Source organism: Streptosporangium vulgare (assembly GCF_042428775.1).
GTDB lineage: Bacteria > Actinomycetota > Actinomycetes > Streptosporangiales > Streptosporangiaceae > Streptosporangium > Streptosporangium vulgare.
This window is the reverse complement of the sequence record NZ_JBHMBS010000044.1, coordinates 20,619-44,251: the sequence shown is the minus strand read 5'-3', so window position 1 is coordinate 44,251 and position 23,633 is coordinate 20,619. Positions and strand designations below refer to the sequence as shown.

Genomic DNA, 23,633 nt, shown 5'->3' with positions numbered 1-23,633 from the left:
TGTCTCCTTCGCTCGGGCCAGGTCCGGGGGGGTCAGGATCTCGATCATGCGGCGCCCTTCTCATGCAACCAATAACTATCCCGGCCATATTATCCCGACACTAGGGGCTGTGCGGATTTTGGATCTTCAACGGGTTGAAGGCTTCGACCCCATAAGATGGCTCCGCGTAGACGAAGGCCCGCAAGATAGCCGCCGGGGTCTCGCCGAAGCAGAAGGCAGGTCCCCGCCACTCCTTGATCCGGTCGATGCGCCGCTCAGCCCTGTTGTGCGGCTTGCGGAGACCTGGATCATGCCTGACCAGGCGGCCGCCCCGGGCGCCGCGCAGCAAATTCCTCTGCTCTCAAACCCGTACAGGCCCTAGAATCGAGGCCATGGTCAGGTTGCCGCTCACACCCGCGGAGGTCGAGCGCGGACAACGTCTCGGTGCCCTGTTGCGTCGCGCCAGGGGGGAGCGCCCGATGCTCGATACCGCGCTGGACGCAGGTGTGTCGCCGGAGACTCTCCGGAAGATCGAGTCGGGCCGCGTGGCGACCCCCGCCTTTCCGACCATCGCGGCGATCGCCGATGTTCTCAGTCTTTCCCTCGACGCGGTGTGGGCCGAGATCAACCAGCCTGACGACGGGGTCGAACCCACGAGACCGGGGCGCAACGCACGCGAACGATTGGCCTCGTAACCCCCAAGCCCGCAGCTGTGTTGTCCGACCTGATCAATCGACCGTTTCGGCCGTTCAGCCGGTTCGGCTCCCGCAAAATCCGCAAGCCCTCCATCAGGTCCGCGGTTCCGGGACCGCCCTGAAAGTCGATCGCGTTCAGCACAATCGGGGTGAACTGCCGCAGGTAAGAGCCTGCTGACAAAGGCTTAAGTGCCCGCGGGTAGGGGTCCGTAGAGGGCTGGTCCGATCTTGTCGATGTAGCCCTGGTGGGACCATTGGGACAGTTGGCAACGGAAGCTGTTGATGTTCTCGATTCCGAGAATGGCGGCCGACTCGGCGGTCCCGGCCAAGCCGCGCAGACTGGCCCTGGGCACGTCTGCCCAAGCGGCGGCGGCCAGGCCGTCGAACGCGTGCAACTGCTTTGTGCTTGATTGCCGCCCAGGTGAGCCAGTCGGTCTGAGCTTTCCGTCACGCCCAGCCCACCTGCGGCTGAGCGACTGTTCGGCGGCCCGTTCCGCTGTGCGGATTGGTCCATTGTCGTGACGTTCCAGTCACTACAGAGTGGGCGCAACGCAAAACGGTCGTTACCTAACGGCCACACGCACGACATCTTCGCTGTCGCAGCGCGAATCTGTAGGGAGCCCAGTGTGGGAACTACGACGGACACCGCCGTGCGGTTCTTCGTCGGCACGGATGTCGGGGGAACGTTCACCGATCTGGTGGTTCTCCAGGACAATCAGCCGCCGCGCCTGTTCAAGGCGCCGACAACGCCGCATGACCGGTCCGAAGGCGTGGTCAACGCGCTCGCCCTCGCGGCCGCGTCCTATGACATGAGCCTGCCGGAGTTCTGTGCGGCGATCACTTACTTCTCGCACGGTACGACGGCCGCCACCAACGCCCTCATCGAGCGCAAGGGAACTCCGACCGCGCTGCTGACCACTCGCGGCTTCACCGACACCATGCTCATCCAGCGATCGATGACCTCCTGGGTCGGCATGGGGGCGGCGACCGGCCACTACAGCCGCCGCCGCAATCCCGATCCCATCGTCCCTCGGGACAGGATCTCCGGCGTCACCGAGCGCATCGACGCCACGGGCGTGGAGGTGGTGGCGCTGGATGAGGAGGAGGTACGCGGCCTGTTGCGGCGTCTGCGCGGCGAGGGCGTCCAGGCACTGGCCGTGTCCTTCCTGTGGTCCTTCGTCAACGCCGAGCACGAGACCGCAGTGGGCCGCATCGTGACTGAGGAGTGGCCCGAGGCTTATGTGACCCTGTCCCATGAGGTCGCGCCGGTGCTGGGCGAGTATGAGCGGTCCGCCACCACGGTGGTGAACAGCTATCTCGGCCCGGTCATCCGCGACTACGTGGCTGGTCTGGAAGGCCGCCTCAGGAACACCGGATTCACCGGCGACTTTTCGATCATGGATTCTGGTGGCGGGGTCATGCGCGCGGCTGACGCCGCCCGGCGCGCTTCCTCGATGCTCACCTCCGGGCCCGCGGGCGGCGTGCTCGCCTCGGCCGCGCTGGCCCGGCGCCTCGGGCACCCGAACGTCATCACTTCCGACATGGGCGGCACCAGCTTCGACGTCGGCCTGATCGTGGACCACGAGCCGCTGGTGGAACGGGTCAGCGAGGTGGGCGATCTGCATCTCGCGCTGCCGCGCATCAAGGTCACGGCGATCGGTGCCGGCGGCGGTTCGATCGCGTGGGTGGACGAGGCGGGTGTGCTGGCCGTTGGCCCCGAAAGCGCCGGGTCGGTACCCGGGCCGGCCTGCTACGGGCGCGGCGGCGATCGGCCCACCGTCACCGATGCCGACGTCGTTCTCGGCGTCATCGATCCAGAGCGGTTTCTGGGCGGGCGGATGCCGTTGGAGCGGGCGCTGGCGGAGAAGGCCATCCAGCAGCACGTCGCCGATCCGCTCGGGTTGACCGTCGAGGAGGCGGCGGCGGGCATCCGGCAGGTGGCCGACAATCACATGGCCGATTTGCTGCGCAAGGTCACCGTCGAGCAGGGACACGACCCGCGCGACTTCACCGTGTATGCGTACGGCGGAGCCGGTCCCACACACGCCTATGCCTACGCCGAGGCCGCCGGCATCGCCACGCTCGTGGTGCCACCCACATCCACCGTCCACTCGGCCTACGGCACGGTCACCTCCGACAGATATCGGGCTGTGCAGACGACCGATGTGCAGCGGACACCCCCGGGAACCGCCGACCCTGCCGAGCACCTCGACCCGGCGCGGATCAATGCGACGCTGGACGAGCTGACGGTCCGGTGCCTGGCCGACCTCGACGACGACCCTCGCGTGCGTCTGAGCCGCATCGTCTACCTGAAGTTCCGGCGTCAGGCGCACGAGTTGCCACTGGCGGTGCCGGACGGTGAGGTCACCACCGAGGTGCTGCGGGCGCTGATCTCCGAGTTCCGCGACGCCTACGAACGGCTGTACGGGGCGGGGACCGCGCTGCTCGGCGCCGGCGTGGAGTTGCACACCCTTCGGGTCGAGGGCCGGGTCGGCATCACCAGGATCACCGAGAGCGGCTATCCGGGTTCGGCGCACGCGTCCGCTTCGCTACTCGGTTCGCGGCCGGTGTACTTCCCCGAATGCGGCCGCGTGGACACCTCGGTCTATCGCGGTGAGGGGCTCGGCGCCGGGGCGTCGCTCCGCGGTCCCGCCATCCTCGAGTTCGCCGGCACCACCGTGGCGGTCGGCCCAGGTCAGTCACTCGACGTCGACCCGTACAACAACCTCGTCATCGACTGCAGGGGGAACGCGTGACCGCCATCGATCCCGTGACCTTCGAGGTCATCAGGCACCGGCTGCTCGCCATCACCGACGAACAGGGCGCCACCCTGGCCGCCATCTCCGGTTCCACTCATGTCGTGGAGGCCAGCGACTACAACGTCGGCCTCTACCTGCCTGATGGTTCGGTGGCCGCAATGGGCCGCACCATCCTGTCCCACTCCTCGTCGATGGCGGCCATCACCCGGTCGGTCATCGATGACTGCGCCGACGACCCCGGCATCAACCCCGGTGACATGTTCATCGTCAACGACCCGTGGAAAGGCACCGTGCACGCGCAGGACGTGGGCGTGGTCGCGCCGATCTTCTACCAGGGCGAGCTGCTCGCCTGGACGGGCGCCATGTGCCACATGGTCGACGTGGGCGGGATGACGCCGGGCAGTTTCTGCATCGACGCCACCGACTCCTACCAGGAGGGGTTGCAGATGCCGCCCACCAAGCTCGTCGACGGCGGCAAGGTGCGTACCGACGTCTGGAATCTCGTCCTGGCGCACACACGCATGGCCGCGACGGTGAACCTTGACCTGAGGGCCCTGATCGCCGCCAACAACACAGCGATCAGGGCGATGACCGCCCTGGCCGACAAGTACAGTGCCGAGACGGTCCGCGCGGTTATGGGCAGCCTCATCGAGTTGTCGGAGAAACGGCTGCGTAACCGGCTGGCCAAGCTGCCCGACGCGCGCCTGCACTCGCGGGCGTTCCTGGACAACGACGGCGGACTGGCTCTGTCACGGCAGAACGCCACCTACGAGGTGAACCTCGTCCTCACCAAACGCGGTGACAGCCTGCACTTCGACTACTCCGCCTCCTCGCCGCAGGTGAAGGGCTACGTCAACTGCGCCTTCTCCGGGATGATGGCGGGAATCGCCGCCGCACTGCTGCCCACCCTGGCCTATGACGCGCCATGGAACGAGGGCCTGTTCAAGCCCGTGCACGTGCACTGCCCGGACGGCTTGATCTGCAACGCGGCGCGGCCCGCGGCAGTCAGCGGAGGCGCGCTGGAGGCGGGCTGGCTGGTGGAGATGACCGCCATCGAGTGCCTGTCGAAGCTGGCGGCGTGCTCCGACGAGCTGATGGCCGAAGCACAGGCCGCGCCGGCGGGTGGACCCGACAAGTTCGTCCTGACCGGAGCGGGAGAGAGCGGCAGCCGGCAGACGTACGTGATCATGGACTGCCTGGCCACCGGCGGCGGCGCCTACGCGCACCGCGACGGGGTCTGGACCCAGGGCCAGCACAACATCGAGCGGCAAAAGATCTCCAACGTGGAAGCCGTGGAGATGGATTCCCCGCTGCTCTACCTGTGGCGCGGCCTGGTCGCCGATTCTGGCGGGGCCGGGCGCACCCGCGGCGGCATGAGCATGGGCGCGGTGTACACGGTCCATGGCGGTCGGGACGTCACCGCGCTGAACTCGGCCCACGGCTGGGAAGTGCCCAACTCCACTGGGATCTTCGGCGGTTACCCCGGCGCGCAGAACACCCGCACGGTGATCCACGGCAGCGACGTTCGAGCGCAGCTGGCCGCAGGCCGGATCCCGGGCGTTGACGAGTTGTCGGGCACCCGCCCGATCATGCACGGCCGGCAGGGTCTCTACCACCTCGGTGAGGATGACCTCCTGGCCACGGTTCCGCAGGCGGGTGGTGGATGGGGCGACCCGCTGGAACGTTCCTTGGAGGCGTTGCAGGCCGACTTGGACTTCGGTGCGGTGACGCCGGACGCCGCGGTCCGCGTCTACTCCGCCGTGCTGGACGGTGAGGACCGCATCGACGAGGCGGCGACACAGATCCACCGCGCGAAAATCCGGGGCGAACGGCGTGCGTGGCCGGCGGAACGGCCGCTGCCCGCACAACCGCAGGGGCCTCGGACCAGGCTCCATCCGCTCGGCGACGGCCTCGACGTGATCGCGGCGAACGGCGCCCGCTGGGTCGCCTGCCAGTGCGGCGTCGTGCTGGCCCCGATCGCGGAGGAATGGCGCCGATACGCCGGGATGAGCGTGGTGTGGGACGTGCACGCGCTCGGTCACGCCACGCGGCTGGATCAGGAATTGGAGTTGCGCCTGTACGCCTGCCCCGGTTGCGGCCGGTTGCACACCGTCGACGTCGTGCGTCGTGAAGCCGCTCACCTGGACGACATCCGGCTCCTGGACGCGGAGGTCTGACGTGGCCCACCTCGCTTTGTGTGCCGCGACGTCCCACGTGGGCGCCATCGTCAAGAACCCGGACGCCGCTCCCGAGCAGTCCGGCAACCTCCATCAGGCCTGGCAGCGCCTGGACGAGGAGATCGCCGGGTTGGAGCTGGACGCGGTCGTCGTCATCGCCACCGACCACTACGAGACCTTCGGGCTGGAGAACTATCCGGTTTTCTGCCTCGGACTGGCCGCCGAGCACAAGGCGTGGGGCGAGTTCGGCAACCCGTCGGGCGTCGTGACAGGGCGTCCCGAACCGGCCGCCCATCTGCTCCAGGGCCTCACCGCCCGCGGCTTCGACCTGGCTCGCTCGCACACCATGGCGCTGGACCACAGCTTCATGGTGCCGCTCGCCAAGCTGCCGTCCGCGGCGGCCGCGGGAGTCATCCCGCTCTTCGTCAACTGCAACACCCCTCCGCTGCCCAGTCTGAGCCGCTGCCTGGACCTGGGCAGGGCCCTGCGGGAGAGCATCCGCGACCTGCCGGGCGAACAACGGATCGGTGTGATCGGCACGGGCGGGCTCTCGCACTGGGTCGGTCTGCCCCGCTTCGGCGACATCAACGAGGCGTTCGATCATGTGCTTTTGGAGGCTTTCGGTCAGGGCCGGCTCGGCGAGATCGCCGGTTGGGACGACACCTGGGTCGAAGAGGAAGCCGGCAACGGCGCGCTGGAGCTGCGGACGTGGTTGATCACCGCCGCCGCGGCGGGAGGTCCGGCCCGCGTGCTGGCGTACGAGCCCATGGCGGCGTGGACGGTCGGCATCGGGATCGCCACCTTCGACATCGTGGAGGGTTCCTCATGAGCATCGTCGGGCTCAACCAGCTTGCACGGGATCTCGAACACATTCCGGGGTTGTGTGAGCGGTTCGCCTCCGATCCGGCTGAGGTCCTTGCGAGCTACCCGCTGGCTGATCAGGAGCGCACCGCCGTAGGGCGGAAGGACGCGGCCTGGCTCCTGCAGGCCGGCATGAACCCTGTGGCGTTGCGCAATCTCATGGTCACTCTCGGTGTCGCACACCATGAGATGTACTCCGAGGGCGTCTGACATGAGCACCACCGGATTCATCGTTCCCGGCCCCGACGGATACCGCGACCAAGCCCACGTCCGCATGGCCGAAGGCGAAGGGCGACGGCTGCCGGGCGTCGACCCCCTGCAGATGGAGGCCAGGCTGGCCTTCTTCGCCGCGGCTGCGGCGATGGAGGCCGCCGTCGACGCCGAGCTCATGACCTATGGCCTGAGCCATCCGCGGTTCAACATCCTCATGGTGCTGCGCAGCATCGACCCCGAGGGCGCCGGGATCGCCATGGGGACGCTGGCCACGCACGTGATGACCACGGCTCGCAACGCCACAGGGCTGGTGGACCTGCTCGAACAGCGGGGCCTGGTCAGCCGTTCCGCCGATCCGTCGGATCGGCGCATCGTCCGGGTCACCAAAACGGCCGCCGCCGACGAACTGCTGGACGAGCTGCTGCCACGCTTCGCCGTCCGGATGGCCGGGGCGTTCGGCGGCTACCGCGACGGCGAGCTGAGAGTCCTCATCGACCATCTCAACCGGCTCCGCTTGGGGTTGGATCTGCCCGCCGTCCGCCAATGAGCCAGGGAGAGAGGGTTCCCATGGATATCAGGATCGAGTTGGTCGGCGTCAGCAAGTCGTTCGGCGGTGCCGCCGCGCTCCAGGAGATCGACTTCGCGGTGCGAAGCGGCGAGGTGCACGCGCTGGTCGGCATGAACGGAGCGGGCAAGTCAACGCTCGTCAAGATCCTTTCGGGCGCGCTCGCCCCCGACTCGGGCGAGGTACTCATCGACGGCGGCCGACACGGGGCACTCACCCCGCGCCGTACCCGTGCGCTCGGCGTCAGCATCGTGTACCAGCACCGGACTCTCGTTCCCCAGCTCACGGTCGCGGAGAACATGCTGCTCGGACGCCTGCCCAGGCGAATGGGCGCGGTGGATTGGCGCCGGGCGCACGCCGAGGCCGCCATGGCTCTGTCGACGCTGGGCGTTGAGGTAGCGACCCGGGCCATCACCGGTGAGCTGGGGCAGGCCCAGCAGACCCTGGTCGAGATCGCGCGTGAGGTGGCGACCGGCGGCAAAGTGCTCATCCTGGACGAGCCCACCGCCAGCCTCGGCGGCGCGGACGCCGTCACCGTGCACGATCTGGTCCGCAAGCTCAGCTCCGCGGGCATTTCGGTCATCTACATCTCGCACCACCTGGACGAGGTCCTCGGCTTGGCCGAGAGGATCACCGTGCTGCGTGACGGCCGCAGGGTGACCACAGCCGCCGGAGCAGACATGGACCTGCCGAAGCTGGTCCGCGCCATGACCGGGGAGCAGCTCGACCAAGAGCGCCCGCAGCGGGCCATCCCCGGTGGAGAGACCGTCATCGAGATCGACGGCCTTGCCTCGGGCAAGCGTCTGGCCGAGCTGACGCTCTCGGTCCGCGCGAGCGAAGTGGTAGCCGTCCTCGGGCCCGCCGGTGACGGTCAGTCCGAACTCTTCCCCCTGCTGAGCGGCCAACGCCGTCCTTCCGGCGGCCGCATCCGGATCGCCGGCACGGAGGTCGCCTCCGGCAGTGTCGGCGCGGCGCTGAGTGCCGGCCTGCGCTGCATCACCGGCGATCGCCTGGCACACGGCCTGGTGCCCGGCCTCACCGTCGACGAGAACCTGGATCTGACCCGGCGCGGCCTGGATCGTCCCTGGCTCGTGCGCTGGAAGCGGCTGCACCGGGAGGCCTCCGTGGCGCGTTCTCGCTACGGGGTAACCACGATCCAGGCAGACCCGCCCGTATCGGCCCTGTCAGGTGGCAACCAGCAGAAAGTGCTGTTGGCGAAATGGCTGGACTCGTCGGTGCAGGCATGTCTGCTCGAAGAGCCGACCAACGGGGTCGACGTGGCCGCCAAGTCCGAGATTCACCACCTCATCGACAATCTGGCCGAGCATGGCACCGCCGTACTGCTGGCCTCCACCGACGTGGAAGAAGTACTGCGCCTGGCCGACCGCGTCGTCGTCGTCCGCACCGGGCGGGTCGTCGCCGACCTCCCCGTGGACGGGCTCTCCCGGGACGCCCTCGTCTCGCTCACGGTTGGAGGAACCGCATCATGACCGCCATCTCCACCTCATGGCGCAGGGTAGGCCTCGCCGCGCCAACCTGGCTCGTGCGACACGCGGGCGTGCTGGCCGTGTTGCTGCTGATCGGCCTCTTCACGACCGCCCGCAGCGACGTCTTCCTGACCGGGCCCAATCTGCTCAACGTGTCCCAGCAGATCGCGGTCGTCGCCGTCCTGGCCGCGGGGTTGACGCTGCTGATGACCGCGGGAGGCATCGACTTCTCGCTGGGTGCCATCGCTTCCGTCGCCCACGGGGTCACCGCGCAGCTCATCGTGGCAGGGCTGTCCGACGGGCTGGCGGTAGTGCTCGTGCTCGCCATGGGGGCTGTGATCGGATTGGTCAACGGCGCAATGATAACGCTGTTCAATGTGACACCGTTCGTCGCCACGCTGGCCAGTTCGACGGCGCTCGGCGGGGCGGCCCTCCTGATCATCGACGGGCAGAGCGTCTCGATCGGCGACCACCTGCTGATGATCGGGTTCGGTGAGGTGCTGGGCGTCATCCCTGTGCTCGTCGTCATCGCCACGGCCGTCTGCGCAGCCGTCGGAGCGCTCATGCGCTGGACGGCCTTCGGTCGTAACGCCTTCGCCATCGGCGGAAACGAGAGCGCGGCCCGCCTGTCCGGCATCCCGGTCGTCCGCACCAAGCTGCTGCTTTACACCCTCGGTGGGCTGCTCGCCGCCCTGGGCGGAGTGATGCTCGTGGCCAGGCTCGGTGCAGCCAGCCCCGGCGCCGGAGGCCTGCACTTGGAACTGACCGTCGTGGCCGCCGTGGTCATCGGAGGCACAGCGCTGCACGGCGGCAGCGGCACCATGGTCGGCACCGTCCTGGGGGTCCTGCTCCTGGGAGTGGTCGCCAACTCCCTCAACCTGCTCCAGATCAACCCCTACTACCAGGACGTCGCACTCGGCGCCGTCCTCGCCGTCGCCGCCATCGCCAACCACCTGCGCGCCCGGCGAACCTGAGCCCCACCCCCCTTCAGAAGGAATTCCCATGCCCAGTCACCGCGTCTTGGCGGCCCTCTCTTCAGCGGCCGCGTCCACTCTTCTGCTCGGCGCCTGCTCGGTCAGCACCTCCACAACGGGGGCCGAGCCGGCGGCCGTGGCTCCGGAAAAGCAACTGACCATTGGATTCGTCAACGGCAACACCATCGAATTCCACACCTGCTTGCAGAAGTCGATGCAGGCCAGAGCCAAGAGCGCGGGCGTCGACCTGCTGATCGCGCAGTCGGCCATGGATCCGGCGAAGGAGCTCTCCAACATCGATGACATGATCGCAAAGCGGGTCGATGCGATCATCGTGCAGACCGTCAACATCGACGCGCTGGAGGGGGCGTAACGAGGGCCAACCGCGCCGGCGTCCCGATCTTCCTGACTTCGGTCGCCGCGGTCGACCAGAGCAAGATCCTCGGCGCGGTCATCACGGACGTCAAGAAGGTCGGACAGGAACTGGGCGAGTGGATCGTCGAGGACACCGGTGACTCGGTTGCCGAGGTGGCGGTGATCGGCGGCGCCCCCGGTGCCGCCGCGGACCTGATGAACGACGCCTTCAAGACCAGCCTGGGTTCGCATGCGAAGCTCGTCTTCGACCAGCCGGCGCTCTGGCAGCGCGCCAAGGCCCAGGACGTCGCCGAGAACCTGCTCCAGGCCTACCCCAAGGTGAAGTACGTCTTCGTGCACAACGAGGACATGGCCCTCGGCGCGCTGGCGGCGTTCAAGAGCGCCGGGCGTACGGGCATCAAGATCGTTACCAACGGTGGTAGCGAGGCGGGGATCAAGGCCGTGGAATCCGGCGAGTTCGCCGCAACGGTCAGCAACACGCCGCGTAGCGTCGGCGAGATGGCGATCGACAATGTCGTGGGGCTGCTCAAAAAAACAGAAGGGGTGGCGAAAATTGCCACAGTCCCTGACATGCTGGTCACCCGGGACAATACCGACCAAGCGCCACCATACTGCCTGTGAGGACGCCATGGCCGCAGAATTCGCCGACCGCGCACCCACCACGATGCCCTCCCGCCGCCGCGGCGTACGCGCCGTTGACCGCGCGCTCGACGTGCTCACCGCCTTCAGCGCCGCCCACCCCCGCCTGCAGCTCTCAGAGCTGGCCGAGGCGGCAGGGCTGCCGAAGACGAGCACGCACCGCATCGCGGTGACGCTCGTCGAACGTGGCTTTCTCCGCCAGGACGACGACGGCGCCTACACTCTCGGCCGCATACTGCTCGAACTCGGCAGCCTGGTCTCCATGACCACCGAAGTGGCCCGGCTGACAGCCGCCGCAGCGGATTTCCCGCTGTCGGGCGGAGAGGCATTGCTCGTCGCCGAGGTCGACTGGCTCGACAAAAGCCTGATGATCACGACCAAGCTCAAGGCCCCGCACAGTCCCGCAGCGCTGTCGCCGGTCGGCCGTCGCTCCGTCCTGGCCAACGGGTGCGTCAGCCTGGCCATCCTCAGCGGCCTGCCCATGGACGAGGTGCGAAGCCTACTTCCCCATCTGCGCTTGGCGCAGCGCACGGCGGCCAGCATCACCGACCCGGAGGAGTTCCTGAGGGAGGTCGAGGCCGCGCGCAACCGCGGGCACGCCACCGAGATCGAGGAATTCCTCCCCGGCATCGCCGGAGTGGCGGTACCGGTGATGTCCGCCGGGCGCCCGATCGGCGCCGTCGCCGTCTGCGGCCCGACCGCTCACCTGCCCCGGCGCAGGCTCAACGCTCTTGCCCTCGACCTCAAGCAGCTGCTCAGCAGGGCGCTGCCACCCCATACCCACAAAGCCGTATCAGGAGGATGAAGATCATGGCCCCTAAGGTCCATGCCGAATGGGTGACATTTCCCAGCGGGGACGACGAGATCCGCGGCTACCTGGCGCGGCCGACCCATATCGAGCGTCCGCCGACCGTGATCATGGCGCATGAGAATCTCGGCGTCACTTCACACCGCCGAGCAGTGACCGAACTGTTCGCCGCAGCCGATTACGCCTGCCTCACCGTCGACCTCTACAGCCGCATCGGCGGCCGTCCACCGCAGGACTACACCACTGCGGACGAGCGGCGCGCCAAGGCTTTCCTGGCCGCCCGCGACGAGCAGGCCATCCCCGACCTGGCGGCGGGTCTCGACTACCTGGCTGGTCGCGGCGACGTGGACACAACCAGAACGGCCGCCGTCGGCTTCTGCCTCGGCGGCGGTCTCGTCCTCGCCTGGGCGACCATGACAGACCGCCTGGCCTGTGCCGTTCCGCTCTATGGACTGCCTGAACTGCCGCCCTCCTACAGCCCCACCGGCACCACCCGATCCCGCATCGAGATCGCCGATCAGGTGCGTTGCCCGATCCAGGCCCACTTCGGCGGTGCGGACGAGGTCATCCCGCTCGACCAGGTCGCCAGGCTCGAAGAGGCGCTCAAGCTCAGCGGTGAGCACATCGAGGTGCACGTGTACGAGGGTGCGGGACACGCCTACCACGACGACACGCACCCCAACCACCATCCCGAGGCCGCGAAGAAGACCTGGGACGGCACCATGGCCTTCCTGAAGGCTTACCTGTGACACTGTGGACCGACCTGCTGGGCGCAGAGGTCCGGCGCATCACCGCGGACGGTGTTCCCACCCGGGTCATCTCTCTGGGCTCGGGAGACCCCGTCGTACTGCTCCACGGGCGCGGCGGGCACACCGAGACCTTCGCGCGCACGCTGCCGGCGCTCGCCGACGCCGGTCATGAGGCCGTCGCCGTCGACCTGCTCGGGCACGGCCTCACCGAACGTGTCCCCGGCGGCTACGGGGTGGAGCGGCTGACCGCTCACGTCACCGCCGTGCTCGACGCTCTCGGACTCGGCCAGGTCGCCCTGGTCGGCCAGTCCCTGGGCGGATGGGTGGCGACCCTGCTCGCCCTGCGCTCACCCGCACGGGTTCGCCGCCTGGCGCTGATCGAACCCGCCGGATTGCAGTCCGAAGAAGAGCGGCTCGCCGACGACCGGGTACGCGCGGCCTACGAACGCGGCGGCCAGGCCTACGACGCTCCCACCCGCGAGGCCGTACGCGCGCGCCTGGCCGGTCTGCTCAGCGCCCCCGAGCAGGTGGATCCCGAACTGGTCGCCGTGCGCACCCGGCTGTACGGCCCCGCCGAGGCACGTCAGGTTCACCGCCTGGTGCGCGCCGCCGACAATCGTGACCTGCTGCTGACCCCCGAAGTCCTGGCCGGGCTCACCGTGCCCACCCTGCTGATCCGTGGCGCCGACGGTCACACCCCGCTCACAGTTGTCCAGACCGCCACGACCGCCATCCCCGACGCACGCCTCATCACGATCGCCGACGCCAGGCAATGGCCCCAATACGAGCAACCCATCCACGTCGGGGACGCTCTCATCCGCTTTTTCGCCCGCAAGGAGACCAGTCTGTGAACACCTTCTGGACCGAGACACTCGGCGCCGAGATCCGCTTTCGCGATGCCGGCGGCTGGCGCACCCGCTCGATCGAGGCCGGCGAGGGCGAGCCCGTCGTCATGATGGGCGGTCTGACCGGCCATGCCGAAGCGTTCGTACGCAACGTCCTGCCACTCGCCGCCCGGGGCCTGCGCGTGTACGCCATCGACGCCATCGGGCATGGTCTCAGCGCCCGCCCGACGGACGTCACCTACCACGCACCTCTGTTCACCGAGCACCTGCTCCGCTTCCTCGACGCGATCGGCGCCGACCGGGCGCACCTCGTCGGTCAATCCCTCGGCGGCTGGACCGCTCTGCAGACCGCGTTGAAGCATCCCGACCGGGTGGGCCGAATCGTGTCCGTCACCGGTGCGGGCCTGCTGCTGAACGGGGAAGGCAACAAGGACGAGAGCGAACGCGTCCACGCCCAGGTCAAGGCCGTCACCGCCAAGGCCGCTGCGGCTCCTACCAGGGAGAGCGTCCGCGCGCGCCTGGAATGGCTCATGCACGACCCGGCCACCGTCACCGACGAGCTCGTCGAGTGCCGCTACCGCTACTACACCCTGCCGGGGGCCGAGAAGGCCCAGGCCAAGCTCGTGTCCGAACAGCCTGGCGAGGAGAACAGGAAGCACCTGCTCACCGAGTCCGACCTGGCCCAGATCACGCACCCGACGCTGGTCCTGTGGACGGACCACAACCCGACCACTCCCGCCGAGGTCGGGCGGCGGGCCAGCGAGATCCTGCCCAACGGCAGCTATGACCTCATCACCGACGCCGGTCACTGGCCCATGTTCGGGCAGCCCGAGCAGTTCAACCGGATCGTCGGCGACTTCCTGGCCGAGCAGGACGCGTGAACCCCGCCGAGGAAGTCGCCACCGGCTGCCGAGTCCTCGCCGCACACGGACACTCCGACCTCGTCTGGGGTCACCTGTCGCTGCGTGACCCCGAGGGGCGGGGCCTGTGGCTGAAGGAGGCCGGCTACGGATACCAGGAGATCACCCCTGACCGGGTCGTCCACATCGATCGGGGCGGACGGCTGCTGAGCGACCAGGGCCGGGTGCATCTGGAATACCCCATCCACGCCGAGATCATGGCCGCGCGCCCCGACGTCGGCGCGATCGTGCACAGCCACGCGGAGTCGGTCGTCACCTTCGCCGCGACAGGTCTCGCGTTGCTGCCCCTAGGACACGAGGGAACCTTGTTCTGGCCGCCGGACGTCGCCAGATTCACCGCCACCGGCGACCTCATCCACACCGCGGAGCTGGGCAAGCAGTTGGCCGAAGCGCTCGGTGGCCGCAATGTGATCCTCCTGCAACAGCACGGCTTCGTGACCGTGGGCCCCGACGTGCCGACCGCGGTCATGATGGCCGTCTTCCTGGAGAAGGCATGCCGGATGCAGCTGGCGGCGGCGGCCACCGGCGCCACCTACACCTGGTCCGGCGAGGCAGAGGCGCTGGCCAAACGCGAGCGCTGTTATGGGCCTCGCCAACTCGCCGACGCCTGGGCCCATCTGGTCCGGATCTCGGCCTGACCACTCTCTGTCAGACTCCTGCAAGAAATGGACGTATAAGTCCTTTTGGTATGAAGCAGGGCGGTGAGATCACCCCCGCCGAAGAGCCACCAGCTCCGGCACTGAGTTGTCGAAGATCGTCTACGGGTGGGACAAGGACGATCTCCTCACCACCAAGACCACCACCGGCACCGCCGGGGCAGGGGTCAACGTCCGGAATCACCGTGGCCCCTCACCGGCCCAGCGTCGTGTCGTATTGTGCGGCAAATTCCTCGATATCGCTGGGAACCAGGCGCGCGATGCCACCGACTACCTGAGGGTGGGCGATCGATCGCCCTCTTGTCGACGGTTATCACCTGCCCGGAGTGTTCGTGTCCAGATCGCGCCTCTTCACCGTTCTCGTCGCCTCGATCATGCTGGTCGGTGCGTGTGCTTCCGCCCCCTCCGAGATCGACGAGAAAGCCCCCGCCGCCCCTGTGCTGCGCATCGGCCTGAGTGAGGAGTCCGGCGCCCTGGACCCACACGCCTTCACCGGTAACTTCCTGCTCCTCGACGCGATCTACGAGCCGCTTGTCACCTACACCGAGGGCGGCAAGCTGGCGCCGGGGCTCGCGGAGTCGTGGACCGTCGCCGAGGACGGCCGGCAGGTCACCTTCGACCTGCGTGACGGCGTCCGCTTCACCGACGGGACCCCGCTCGACTCCGCCGCCGTCAAGTGGAACCTCGACCGGTGGGTGGGCAACAAGAAGTTCACCTTCTTCCGGGCCTCTCAGGTCATCTCCGCCGTGGACACCCCCGACTCCGACACCGTCCGGCTGACACTGTCGGAACCGTACGAGCCGTTGCTGCAGGAGATGTCGATCGTGCGGCCGGTGCGGCTGCTCGGCCCGAAGTCCGCCACCGGCGGCGAGTTCACCCCCCCCGTCGGCACCGGGCCGTGGAAGCTGGTGTCGAACTCCGCCACCGGCGCGACACTGGCACGCAACGACGACCACTGGGGGACCAAGCCACAACTGGAGCGGCTGGAGTTCAAGGTCATCCCTGATTCCCAGGCGCGCGTCGACGCGCTCGCCAACGGCGAGATCGACCTCATCGGCGGCTCCTACCCGGCCCCGATCACACCGCTGGAGGCCAGGTCGCTGAGCGAGCGCGGTGACGTCACCCTGCTCACCGGCGCGTCGGACGTCTCGATCATGCTCGGGTTCAACCCCGACGGCCCGGCCGGTGACCGGGCCGTCCGCGAGGCGATACATCAGGCCGTCGACACCACCTCCCTGGTCGGCGCGCTGTTCCAGGGCTATGGCGAGCCGGCACGGCGGGTGTTCCCGCCGAACGTGCCCGACTCGGGCACCGACCTGCCGTCGTACTTCGACCAGGCGGGCGCCCGCGCCATGCTGGACGCCGCCGGGTACGCGCCTGAGGGCGACAGCCGGGTCAAGAACGGCGAGAAACTCTCCTTCAAGCTGCTCGTCCCGGCCAAACCGGCCGCGGGTCAACTCGACCCCCGCACGATGGCCGAGGCGATCGCCGGCTCCCTCAAGGCGGTCGGCATCACCGTCGAGATCTCCCCGGTCGACGCCGCCGCCTACTACGACGGGGTGCCGTTAAGAAACGTGCGGTGAGCCGCCAAGCCCTATCTGAGCTGGATCATTGTCGTCGCGCAACGCTGTTGAGGCTCCCATAAGGCGATCATTCGGTACACGCGCTGCAACTGTCTGTAATACGGGGCATCGCGGGCGGATCTGTAGATATGGAACGTCCGCCGCGCAGCATGGACGAGCTGGTTGAGCACTGGACGGTGCTCAACGACGAGGCCGGCCTGGTCAACGCCAAGCAGGAGAACACGCGCCTGGCATTCGCGCTGCTGCTGAAGTTCTACACGCAGCACGGACGCTTTCCGCGAGGCCGGGCGGAGTTTCCCGACGAGGTGGTCGACTACGTCGCCCGTCAGACCAAGACGCCGGCCAGCACGCTGGGCCGGTACGAGTGGTCGGGCCGGACGATTGAAAGGCATCGCCGGGAGATCCGGGATCATCTCGGGTTTCGGGAGTGCTCGGCCGCGGACGCCGACACGCTGACCGGCTGGCTGGCCGTCAACGTGGCACACGCCGAGCGGCAGCCGGACCGGGTCCGCGAGGAGTTACTCCGGCAGTGCCGGATCGAGCGGATCGAGCCGCCGTCGCCCGGCCAGATCACCAGGATGGTCCGCTCGGCGCTGCACCACGCCGAGCAGACCTGGTTCGCCCGGATCGCGGCGCGGCTGGATACGCAGACGACGGCACGTATCCTCGCTCTGGTGGCTGTCAGCGACGCCCGCAGTGGCGGCGAGGCAGGCGGCAGCGACGGCGATCCGGATGAGGACCAGGGGTCGGTCTTGTCACTGATCAAGGCGATCCCGGGCAACGTGAGCCTGGACTCCATGCTCACCGAAATCCGCAAGCTCACCGCCATCCGGGCCATCGGCCTGCCTGCCGGCTTGTTCGCCGATGTGGCGCCGAAGGTGCTGGCCGGGTGGCGGTTCCGGGCCGGGGTGGAATCGCCCTCACATCTGCGCACGCGGGCCCGCACCGCGCCGGAGGCCACGGTCACCCTGCTGGCGGCGCTGCTGGCCGAGCGGGAGCGTGAGGTGACCGACACCCTGGTCGACCTGCTGATCGCCACCGTGCACCGGGTTGGCGCACGCGCCGAGCGTAAGGTCACCGAGGAGCTCATCAACGCCTTCAAGCGGGTCTCAGGCAAGGAGAACCTGCTGTTCACCATCGCCGACGCCGCGCTGACGAGCCCAGACGGCGTGGTGCGTGAGGTGGTCTTCCCCGTGGTGCGGGGTGGGGAGCAGACGCTGCGCGAGCTGGTGCACGAGTTCAAGACCAAGGGGCCGGTGTATCGGCGCACGGTGCAGACCACGTTGAAGGCCTCCTACACCAACCACTACCGGCGCGGGTTGATCGAGCTGCTTCAGGTGCTGGAGTTCCGTTCCAACAACACCGTCCACCAGCCGGTCATCGACGCGCTCACGCTGGTCCAGCGCTACGCCAAGGCCGGTAACACCACCTACCCGCTCGGTGAGAGCGCGCCCGAGCACAAGGGCACGCTCAAGGACTGGGCCGAGCTGGTCTACCGCACCGACACCCGCGGCCGCCGCCGGGTGGCGCGCATGGTGTACGAGGTGGCCACCTTCCAGACGCTGCGCGAGCAACTGCGCTGCAAGGAGGTCTGGGTGGTCGGTGCTGACCGGTGGCGTAACCCGGATGAGGACCTACCGACCGATTTTGAGTCCCGCCGCGCTGAGCATTACGGCGAGCTGCGCAAGCCCTTGGACCCGACGGAGTTCTGCGACAGTCTCCGAAAGGAGATGACCAGCGCGCTGGCAGCGCTGAACGACGCGCTGCCCTCCCTGGACTGGGTGGAGATCGCCGAGCGCAGGGCCGGGGCGATCAAGCTGACGCCGATCGAGGCCGCCGATGAGCCGCGCAACCTGCGCCGGATCAAGAACGAGGTGGCCCGCCGGTGGAGCGCGGTCCCGCTGATCGACATCCTCAAGGAGGCGATCCTGCGTACCGGCTGTCTGGCCAAGGTGACCGCGGCCACCGGCAGCGGCCACATGAGCCCCGAGGTGCTGGCCGAGCGGCTCATGCTGGTCATCTACGCCTACGGCACCAACTGCGGCATCCGGCAGGTGATCTCCGGCGCGCACGCCCACACCGAGGAGGACCTGCGCTACGTGCGCCGCCGTTACCTGACCCCGGAGGTGGCCCGCACCATCGCGGTCGAGATCGCCGACGCCACCTTCGCCGCCCGCGACGCCGGACTGTGGGGGCAGGGCTCGACCGCGGTCGCCTCCGACTCCACCCACTTCCGCGCCTGGGATCAGAACCTGTTCACCGAGTGGCACTCCCGCTACGGCGGTCGCGGGATCTTGGTGTACTGGCATGTGGAGCGCGGGTCGGTGGTGGTGCACTCCCAGACGCTGAAGGCGTCGGCTTCTGAGGTCGCCGCGATGGTGGAGGGCGCCATCCGGCCGGCACCACCATGAAGGTCGAGGGCAACTACGTCGACTCGCACGGCGAGTCGGAGCCTGGCTTCGCCGTCACCCGATTGCTGAACGTGGATCTGCTGCCGCGCATCAAGCAGATCAACCGGGTCAACCTGTATCAGACCGGCCAAGGCGACCTGGCCCGCTACCCCCACCTGGCGCCGGCGATGACCCGGCCGATCCGCTGGGACGTCATCGCCGCCAACTACGACCAGGTCATCAAGTACGCCACCGCGATCCGCACCCGCACCGCCTCCACCGAGGCCATCTTGTCGCGCTTCACCCGCACTGCCTCGCATCCGGCCTACCAGGCGATCCTGGAGATCGGCCGGGCGGCACGTACCACGTTCGTCGCCCGCTACTTATATGACCGCGACCTGCAGCGCCAGATCGAGGAAGGGCTGAACGTGGTCGAGGCGTGGAATCGCGCCAACGCGGTGATCTGCTACGGCCGCGGGGGCGAGATCTCCACCAACCGGCGCGATGAGGTGGAGATGACGGCCCTGTGTCTTCGGATCTTGCAGGCGGCGCTCGTCATGGTGAATGTTTTGATGCTTCAAGACGTTCTCGCCGATCCCGAGTGGTCCGCCCTGCTCACCCCGGTCGACCGGCGCGGCCTGACCCCGCTGTTCTGGCTGCACGTGCGCCCCTACGGCGAGGTACGGCTGGACGTCAACGCCCGCTTGAACATCGGCGCCTCACCGCCGGTGCGCGACAGGCCACCCGATGCTCGGTGAGCGCTTACCGTTTAGGGCAGACCGATGTGCTGGGGTCGGGTAGCGTCCGGCGGGGTTAGGCCGATAAGGCCATGGACGCCGTGAGGGGCCGGGACGCCGCTCGGCTTCGGCTTCTGCTGTCGCACGCTATATCGGCTGTCGTATCGCATGGTCAGGAGCAGTGTGAGCCCCCGCGGTGAGCAACTCCCCGAGCCGCCTGAGCCGCTCGAACCGGACGGTCATGGCCTGCCGCCCGAGCAAATCGCCGCAGCCCAGAACGGGGCGCGCGGCTGGGTGCGGCAGGCGGCGTCCCAGTCCGCGCAGGGGGTGGGCTGGGCGAGCCCGCGGGCGCTGCTGGCCGTGCTGTGCGCGAGCGCACTGGCTCCCCTGGCCCTGGTCGAGCCGGGCCTGGCGGTGGCGGCAGCCGGTATCAACGTGGTCGGCTCGGTCGGGGCGAACCTGCTGTCGGACCTCATCGGCGCTTCCCTGGCCGCCGCCCGCGCTAAAACCAGCCTCAGAACCCCCGGTGACGCGCACGCCGCTGGTCGGCCTGCCGACGGCCAGGCCGACGCCGGCAACGATGAGGCGTCGGCCGCGCAGCTGGCCGACCAGGTGCAGCAGGTGGAGCGGGAACTGACGGCGCGGCTGGAGAAGGCCCTGCAGGCCGGAGACGTGCACGCCGATGCCCTCGCCGAGACCCTGGGGAGGGTGCTGGCCGAGGTAGAGGTCACCCAGGTGGTGATCGGTGAAGCACTCGCCCAGGGAGATGCCCGGCTGCTGAAGGAGATGATGGCGGCCTTCGCCGAGCTCGGCCGGCAGAGCTCGGCGCTGGCACCGATGTTGGGACGGCTGGATGTCGCCGCGGCCCGGATCCAGCAGACCCTGTACCGGCAAGATGCCGAGCATCGCTTCGACCGCACCCAGACCCAGCAGCAGATCGCCCTGCTGACGGTGATTCGCGAGCAACTGGGCGAGCTGGCAGTCCGCCCGCCGGGCGGCGCCTCCGCTGCACTGCTGGGCGCGAGCGGCACGGCGTGGGCGGGCGGGTGCCCGTATCAGGGGCTGGAGCCGTTCGGCCCGGCCCAGGCGGGCCTGTTCTACGGGCGAGGCCAGGCCACCGCCCGGCTGACGGCGATGGTCACCGTCCCCCACGGCAGTGGGCTGATCGTGGTGATCGGGGCCTCTGGGGAGGGCAAGTCCTCCCTGCTGCACGCCGGACTGCTGCCTGCGCTGACCGCCCCCGCCGCCTCGTCCGCCGGTGGCCCCGGCGGCGGCGCGGAGTGGGTGCCGGTGACCTTCACCCCCGGGCAGCGGCCGCTGCAGGAGCTGGCCACGCAGTTGGCGGTGCGCTGCGGCGCCGACCCCGACGCCGTGCTGGCCGAGCTACACCGCGACCCGTCCCAGGCCCGGGAGCGGGCCCACCAGGTACTGGCCGCCGAACGGATCCGCCGCCACCAGCAGGGCGCGACCGGTGACGGCCCGCAACGCCTGGTCGTGGTCGTCGACCAGTTCGAGGAACTGTTCACCCTGGCCTCGAGCGAGCACGCCGGAGAAACAGAGACGTTCGTCGTCGCCTTGGAGGCGATGACCGTCGGCACCGGAAGCGAGGCCGCTCCGGCACCCTCCGCCCAGCCAGGACGTCCGGCCGGTGAGCAGGCAGGCAGACCGGCACCGGGAGTTGTGGTGGCGGCGATGCGCGGGGACTTCGTCGAGCGGTGCGCCGCTCACCCGGTGCTGGAGCGGGCGCTACAGGAGCGGATGTTCGTGCTGGGCCCGATGAGTGAGCAGGAACTACAGCGGGCGATCACCGGCCCGGCAGCCGCGGCCGGGGCGAGTGTGGAAGACGGCTTGGCCGAGCAGGTGGTGCGGGAACTGGTCGGCCACCTGCGCCTCCCCACGGGCGGGATTGGCCTGACGGGGCTGACGGGGGCGTTGCCGCTGCTGTCGATGGCGATGGTGCGCACCTGGGATCAGTGCGAAGGCGGGCGGCTGACCCGGCAGGGCTACGACCGCTCCGGCGGCGTCGCCTCGGCTGTGGAGACCACCGCCAAAGACGCCTTCAACTCCCTCACCCCCCAGCAGCGTGACATCGCTCCGCGCCTGATCCTGGCGTTGACGATCACGGGCGCCGACGGGCAGGTCAGCCGGCGCCGCGCCACCATGGGTGAGCTGGCCGCCTTGTGCGCGCCCGAACCACCTGAGCTGGCCCGGCAGATCGTCGAGGTGTTCACCGCCGCCCGGCTGATGGTCACCGGCCCTGTGCTCCGGCCCCCCGACCCGGCCCAGATCTCGGCCCAGACCACGGAGGTGGTATCCGCCGACCCCGCATCGGAGGCCACCGCCGGCGTCCCTCCGGTGCCCGAGGCTCCTGAGATGGCAGGGGTAGCCGACACGGTCGAACTCGCCCACGACGTACTGCTGACCGCCTGGCCGCTGCTGCAGGACTGGCTGGCCAGCGAGCGCGCTGACCGGGCCCTGCATGGGGAGATCGTTCAAGACGCCGCCGAATGGGAGCGGCGCGGCCGGAACGCGTCGTTCCTCTACCGTGGGGTCCGGTTACAGGAGGCCGACAAAGTCGTCGCACGCTGGCAGGCCGACTCCGGCCGCTACGTCGGCTTCGACCTGCCCGGCCCCGCCGTGGCCTTCCTGGAAGCCGGTACCCGCGCTGCTACCCGGACCCGGCGCCGTTGGCAGGGTGTGTTCACGGTGCTGGCCGGGCTGCTGGTGGTCGCGATCATCACCGCGGTAGTCGCGGTGCGCTCCGGCCAAGTCGCCAACCAGCAACGCGCCCAGGCTTCATCCCGAGAGGCAGCCGCCTACAGCCAATCCTTGCCGGGTGCCCCGGCGACCTCGGCACGACTGGCCGCCGCAGCGTGGGCCATCGCCCCGACGAATGAGGCGCGGGCGAGCATGGCTGCGTTCCTCAGCCAGCCCGCACGTACTGTCCTGAACGGACACACCGACGAGGTGACGTCGGTGGTGTTCAACCTGGACGGCACCCGCCTGGCCACCGCCTCGAAAGACAAGACGGTGCGAATCTGGAATACGGTCACCGGAGAGCAGATCAGTGCCCTGCTCACCGACCACGCCGACAAAGTATGGCCGGTGGTGTTCAGCCCGGACGGCACCCATCTGACCACCTTCGGAGACGACGGTATGGCACGGGCTTGGGATGTGGCCACCGGCGAGCAGACCGGCACGCCGCTCAATCCCACCAACTCGGTGTCCTTGTTCTTGGCGGAGTTGAGCCCAGATGGCAAACGCCTGGCCAGCCGCGGAGACGACGAGGCGGTGCGGATCTGGGATGTGGCCACCGGCGAACAGATCGGCACCCCACTCACCGACCACATGGACAGAGTGTCCTCGGTGGCGTTCAGCCCGGACGGCAAACGTCTAGCTGGCATCAGAGACGACAAAACAGTGCGGATCTGGGATGTGGCCACCGGCGAACAGATCGGCACCCCACTCACCGGACACACCGGCGAGGTGCTCTCGGTGGCGTTCAGCCCGGACGGCACCCGCCTAGCCAGCAGTGGACGGGACGCAACGGTGCGGATCTGGGATGTGACCACCGGCAAGCCGACCAGCCCCCCACTTAATCCCACCGACACGGTGTGGTCGGTGGCGTTCAGTCCAGATGGCAAACGCCTGGCCAGTGGCGGACAGGACGCAACGGTGCGGATCTGGGATGTAGCCACTGGCAGACAGATCGGCACCCCACTCACCGGACACAGCAGTACGGTGTCCTCGGTGGCGTTCAGCCCGGACGGCACCCGCCTGGCCAGTGGCGGATACGACAAGACGGTGCGGATCTGGGATGTGGCCACCGGCAAGCCGACCAGTCCCCTGCTTAATCACACTTATCGAATATTCACGGTGGCGTTCAGCCCGGACGGCGCCCACCTGGCCACCGCCGGAGCCCCAGATGAAGTGAAAGACAAAAAAGACAAGACGGTGCGGATCTGGGATGTGGCCACCGGCAAACAAATCGGCACCCCACTCACCGGACACACCGGAACGGTGTCCTTGGGGGCGTTCAGCCCGGACGGCACCCGCCTGGCCAGCGCCGGATTCGATGGGACGGTGCGGATCTGGGATGTGGCCACCGGCAAACAAATCGGCACCCCACTCACCGGACACACCGGAACGGTGTCCTTGGGGGCGTTCAGCCCGGACGGCACCCGCCTGGCCAGCGCCGGATTCGATGGGACGGTGCGGATC

19 protein-coding genes are annotated in these 23,633 nt (G+C 68.7%); all 19 read left to right on the top strand.

What is annotated here, in order from left to right:
- Positions 1-371 precede the first annotated feature (371 nt).
- A complete protein-coding gene (locus ACFFRH_RS41910; protein WP_386163590.1) occupies positions 372-674 on the top strand; it encodes a helix-turn-helix transcriptional regulator in 303 nt (100 codons plus the stop codon).
- A gap of 650 nt (positions 675-1,324) precedes the next feature.
- Positions 1,325-3,430: a hydantoinase/oxoprolinase family protein gene (locus ACFFRH_RS41905; protein WP_386163588.1), complete on the top strand. Its 2,106-nt coding sequence runs from the start codon at positions 1,325-1,327 to the stop codon at positions 3,428-3,430.
- Entirely contained in the window at positions 3,427-5,610 is a 2,184-nt protein-coding gene (locus tag ACFFRH_RS41900; protein WP_386163586.1) for a hydantoinase B/oxoprolinase family protein, read from the top strand. The genes ACFFRH_RS41905 and ACFFRH_RS41900 overlap by 4 nt, the downstream gene beginning before the upstream one ends.
- Before the next feature lies 1 nt (position 5,611).
- Positions 5,612-6,439 carry a DODA-type extradiol aromatic ring-opening family dioxygenase gene (locus ACFFRH_RS41895; protein WP_386163584.1) on the top strand — a complete coding sequence of 276 codons (828 nt, stop codon included), beginning with the start codon at positions 5,612-5,614 and terminating at the stop codon, positions 6,437-6,439.
- A complete protein-coding gene (locus ACFFRH_RS41890; RefSeq protein ID WP_386163582.1) occupies positions 6,436-6,681 on the top strand; it encodes a hypothetical protein in 246 nt (81 codons plus the stop codon). Before ACFFRH_RS41895 ends, ACFFRH_RS41890 begins: the two co-directional genes overlap by 4 nt.
- A gap of 1 nt (position 6,682) precedes the next feature.
- Positions 6,683-7,231: a MarR family winged helix-turn-helix transcriptional regulator gene (locus ACFFRH_RS41885; protein ID WP_386163580.1), complete on the top strand. Its 549-nt coding sequence runs from the start codon at positions 6,683-6,685 to the stop codon at positions 7,229-7,231.
- Positions 7,232-7,269: 38 nt separating this feature from the next.
- Positions 7,270-8,739: a sugar ABC transporter ATP-binding protein gene (locus ACFFRH_RS41880; RefSeq protein WP_386163578.1), complete on the top strand. Its 1,470-nt coding sequence runs from the start codon at positions 7,270-7,272 to the stop codon at positions 8,737-8,739.
- Complete coding sequence (locus tag ACFFRH_RS41875; RefSeq protein ID WP_386163576.1) at positions 8,736-9,710, top strand: ABC transporter permease; 975 nt, start codon at positions 8,736-8,738, stop codon at positions 9,708-9,710. The genes ACFFRH_RS41880 and ACFFRH_RS41875 overlap by 4 nt, the downstream gene beginning before the upstream one ends.
- Before the next feature lie 28 nt (positions 9,711-9,738).
- A complete protein-coding gene (locus ACFFRH_RS41870) occupies positions 9,739-10,083 on the top strand; it encodes a sugar ABC transporter substrate-binding protein (RefSeq protein WP_386163574.1) in 345 nt (114 codons plus the stop codon).
- Between the two features lie 26 nt (positions 10,084-10,109).
- A complete protein-coding gene (locus ACFFRH_RS41865) occupies positions 10,110-10,706 on the top strand; it encodes a sugar ABC transporter substrate-binding protein (RefSeq protein WP_386163594.1) in 597 nt (198 codons plus the stop codon).
- 7 nt (positions 10,707-10,713) lie between these two features.
- Entirely contained in the window at positions 10,714-11,529 is an 816-nt protein-coding gene (locus ACFFRH_RS41860; RefSeq protein WP_344749736.1) for an IclR family transcriptional regulator, read from the top strand.
- Complete coding sequence (locus ACFFRH_RS41855) at positions 11,526-12,281, top strand: dienelactone hydrolase family protein (protein ID WP_344749735.1); 756 nt, start codon at positions 11,526-11,528, stop codon at positions 12,279-12,281. The genes ACFFRH_RS41860 and ACFFRH_RS41855 overlap by 4 nt, the downstream gene beginning before the upstream one ends.
- Complete coding sequence (locus ACFFRH_RS41850; RefSeq protein ID WP_344749734.1) at positions 12,278-13,132, top strand: alpha/beta fold hydrolase; 855 nt, start codon at positions 12,278-12,280, stop codon at positions 13,130-13,132. Before ACFFRH_RS41855 ends, ACFFRH_RS41850 begins: the two co-directional genes overlap by 4 nt.
- A complete protein-coding gene (locus ACFFRH_RS41845) occupies positions 13,129-14,007 on the top strand; it encodes an alpha/beta fold hydrolase (RefSeq protein WP_344749733.1) in 879 nt (292 codons plus the stop codon). Before ACFFRH_RS41850 ends, ACFFRH_RS41845 begins: the two co-directional genes overlap by 4 nt.
- Positions 14,004-14,684, top strand: a complete 681-nt coding sequence (locus ACFFRH_RS41840; RefSeq protein ID WP_344749731.1) for a class II aldolase/adducin family protein — start codon at positions 14,004-14,006, stop codon at positions 14,682-14,684. Before ACFFRH_RS41845 ends, ACFFRH_RS41840 begins: the two co-directional genes overlap by 4 nt.
- 350 nt (positions 14,685-15,034) lie before the next feature.
- Positions 15,035-16,285, top strand: coding sequence for an ABC transporter substrate-binding protein (locus ACFFRH_RS41835; RefSeq protein ID WP_344749729.1), 1,251 nt, complete (start codon positions 15,035-15,037; stop codon positions 16,283-16,285).
- Positions 16,286-16,434: 149 nt separating this feature from the next.
- Positions 16,435-18,696: a Tn3 family transposase gene (locus ACFFRH_RS41830; protein ID WP_344749727.1), complete on the top strand. Its 2,262-nt coding sequence runs from the start codon at positions 16,435-16,437 to the stop codon at positions 18,694-18,696.
- Complete coding sequence (locus ACFFRH_RS41825; protein ID WP_344749726.1) at positions 18,693-19,433, top strand: Tn3 family transposase; 741 nt, start codon at positions 18,693-18,695, stop codon at positions 19,431-19,433. Before ACFFRH_RS41830 ends, ACFFRH_RS41825 begins: the two co-directional genes overlap by 4 nt.
- Before the next feature lie 162 nt (positions 19,434-19,595).
- A partial coding sequence (locus tag ACFFRH_RS41820) for an nSTAND1 domain-containing NTPase (protein ID WP_386163569.1) occupies positions 19,596-23,633 on the top strand: 4,038 nt, incomplete at its 3' end.

Bases quoted from the DNA above. Each gene is read 5' to 3' on its own strand.
- ACFFRH_RS41910 (WP_386163590.1), top strand. From the start codon at position 372: ATGGTCAGGTTGCCGCTCACACCCGCGGAGGTCGAGCGCGGACAACGT.
- ACFFRH_RS41890 (WP_386163582.1), top strand. From the start codon at position 6,436: ATGAGCATCGTCGGGCTCAACCAGCTTGCACGGGATCTCGAACACATT.
- ACFFRH_RS41885 (WP_386163580.1), top strand. From the start codon at position 6,683: ATGAGCACCACCGGATTCATCGTTCCCGGCCCCGACGGATACCGCGAC.
- ACFFRH_RS41875 (WP_386163576.1), top strand. From the start codon at position 8,736: ATGACCGCCATCTCCACCTCATGGCGCAGGGTAGGCCTCGCCGCGCCA.
- ACFFRH_RS41870 (WP_386163574.1), top strand. From the start codon at position 9,739: ATGCCCAGTCACCGCGTCTTGGCGGCCCTCTCTTCAGCGGCCGCGTCC.
- ACFFRH_RS41860 (WP_344749736.1), top strand. From the start codon at position 10,714: ATGGCCGCAGAATTCGCCGACCGCGCACCCACCACGATGCCCTCCCGC.
- ACFFRH_RS41855 (WP_344749735.1), top strand. From the start codon at position 11,526: ATGAAGATCATGGCCCCTAAGGTCCATGCCGAATGGGTGACATTTCCC.
- ACFFRH_RS41830 (WP_344749727.1), top strand. From the start codon at position 16,435: ATGGACGAGCTGGTTGAGCACTGGACGGTGCTCAACGACGAGGCCGGC.
- ACFFRH_RS41825 (WP_344749726.1), top strand. From the start codon at position 18,693: ATGAAGGTCGAGGGCAACTACGTCGACTCGCACGGCGAGTCGGAGCCT.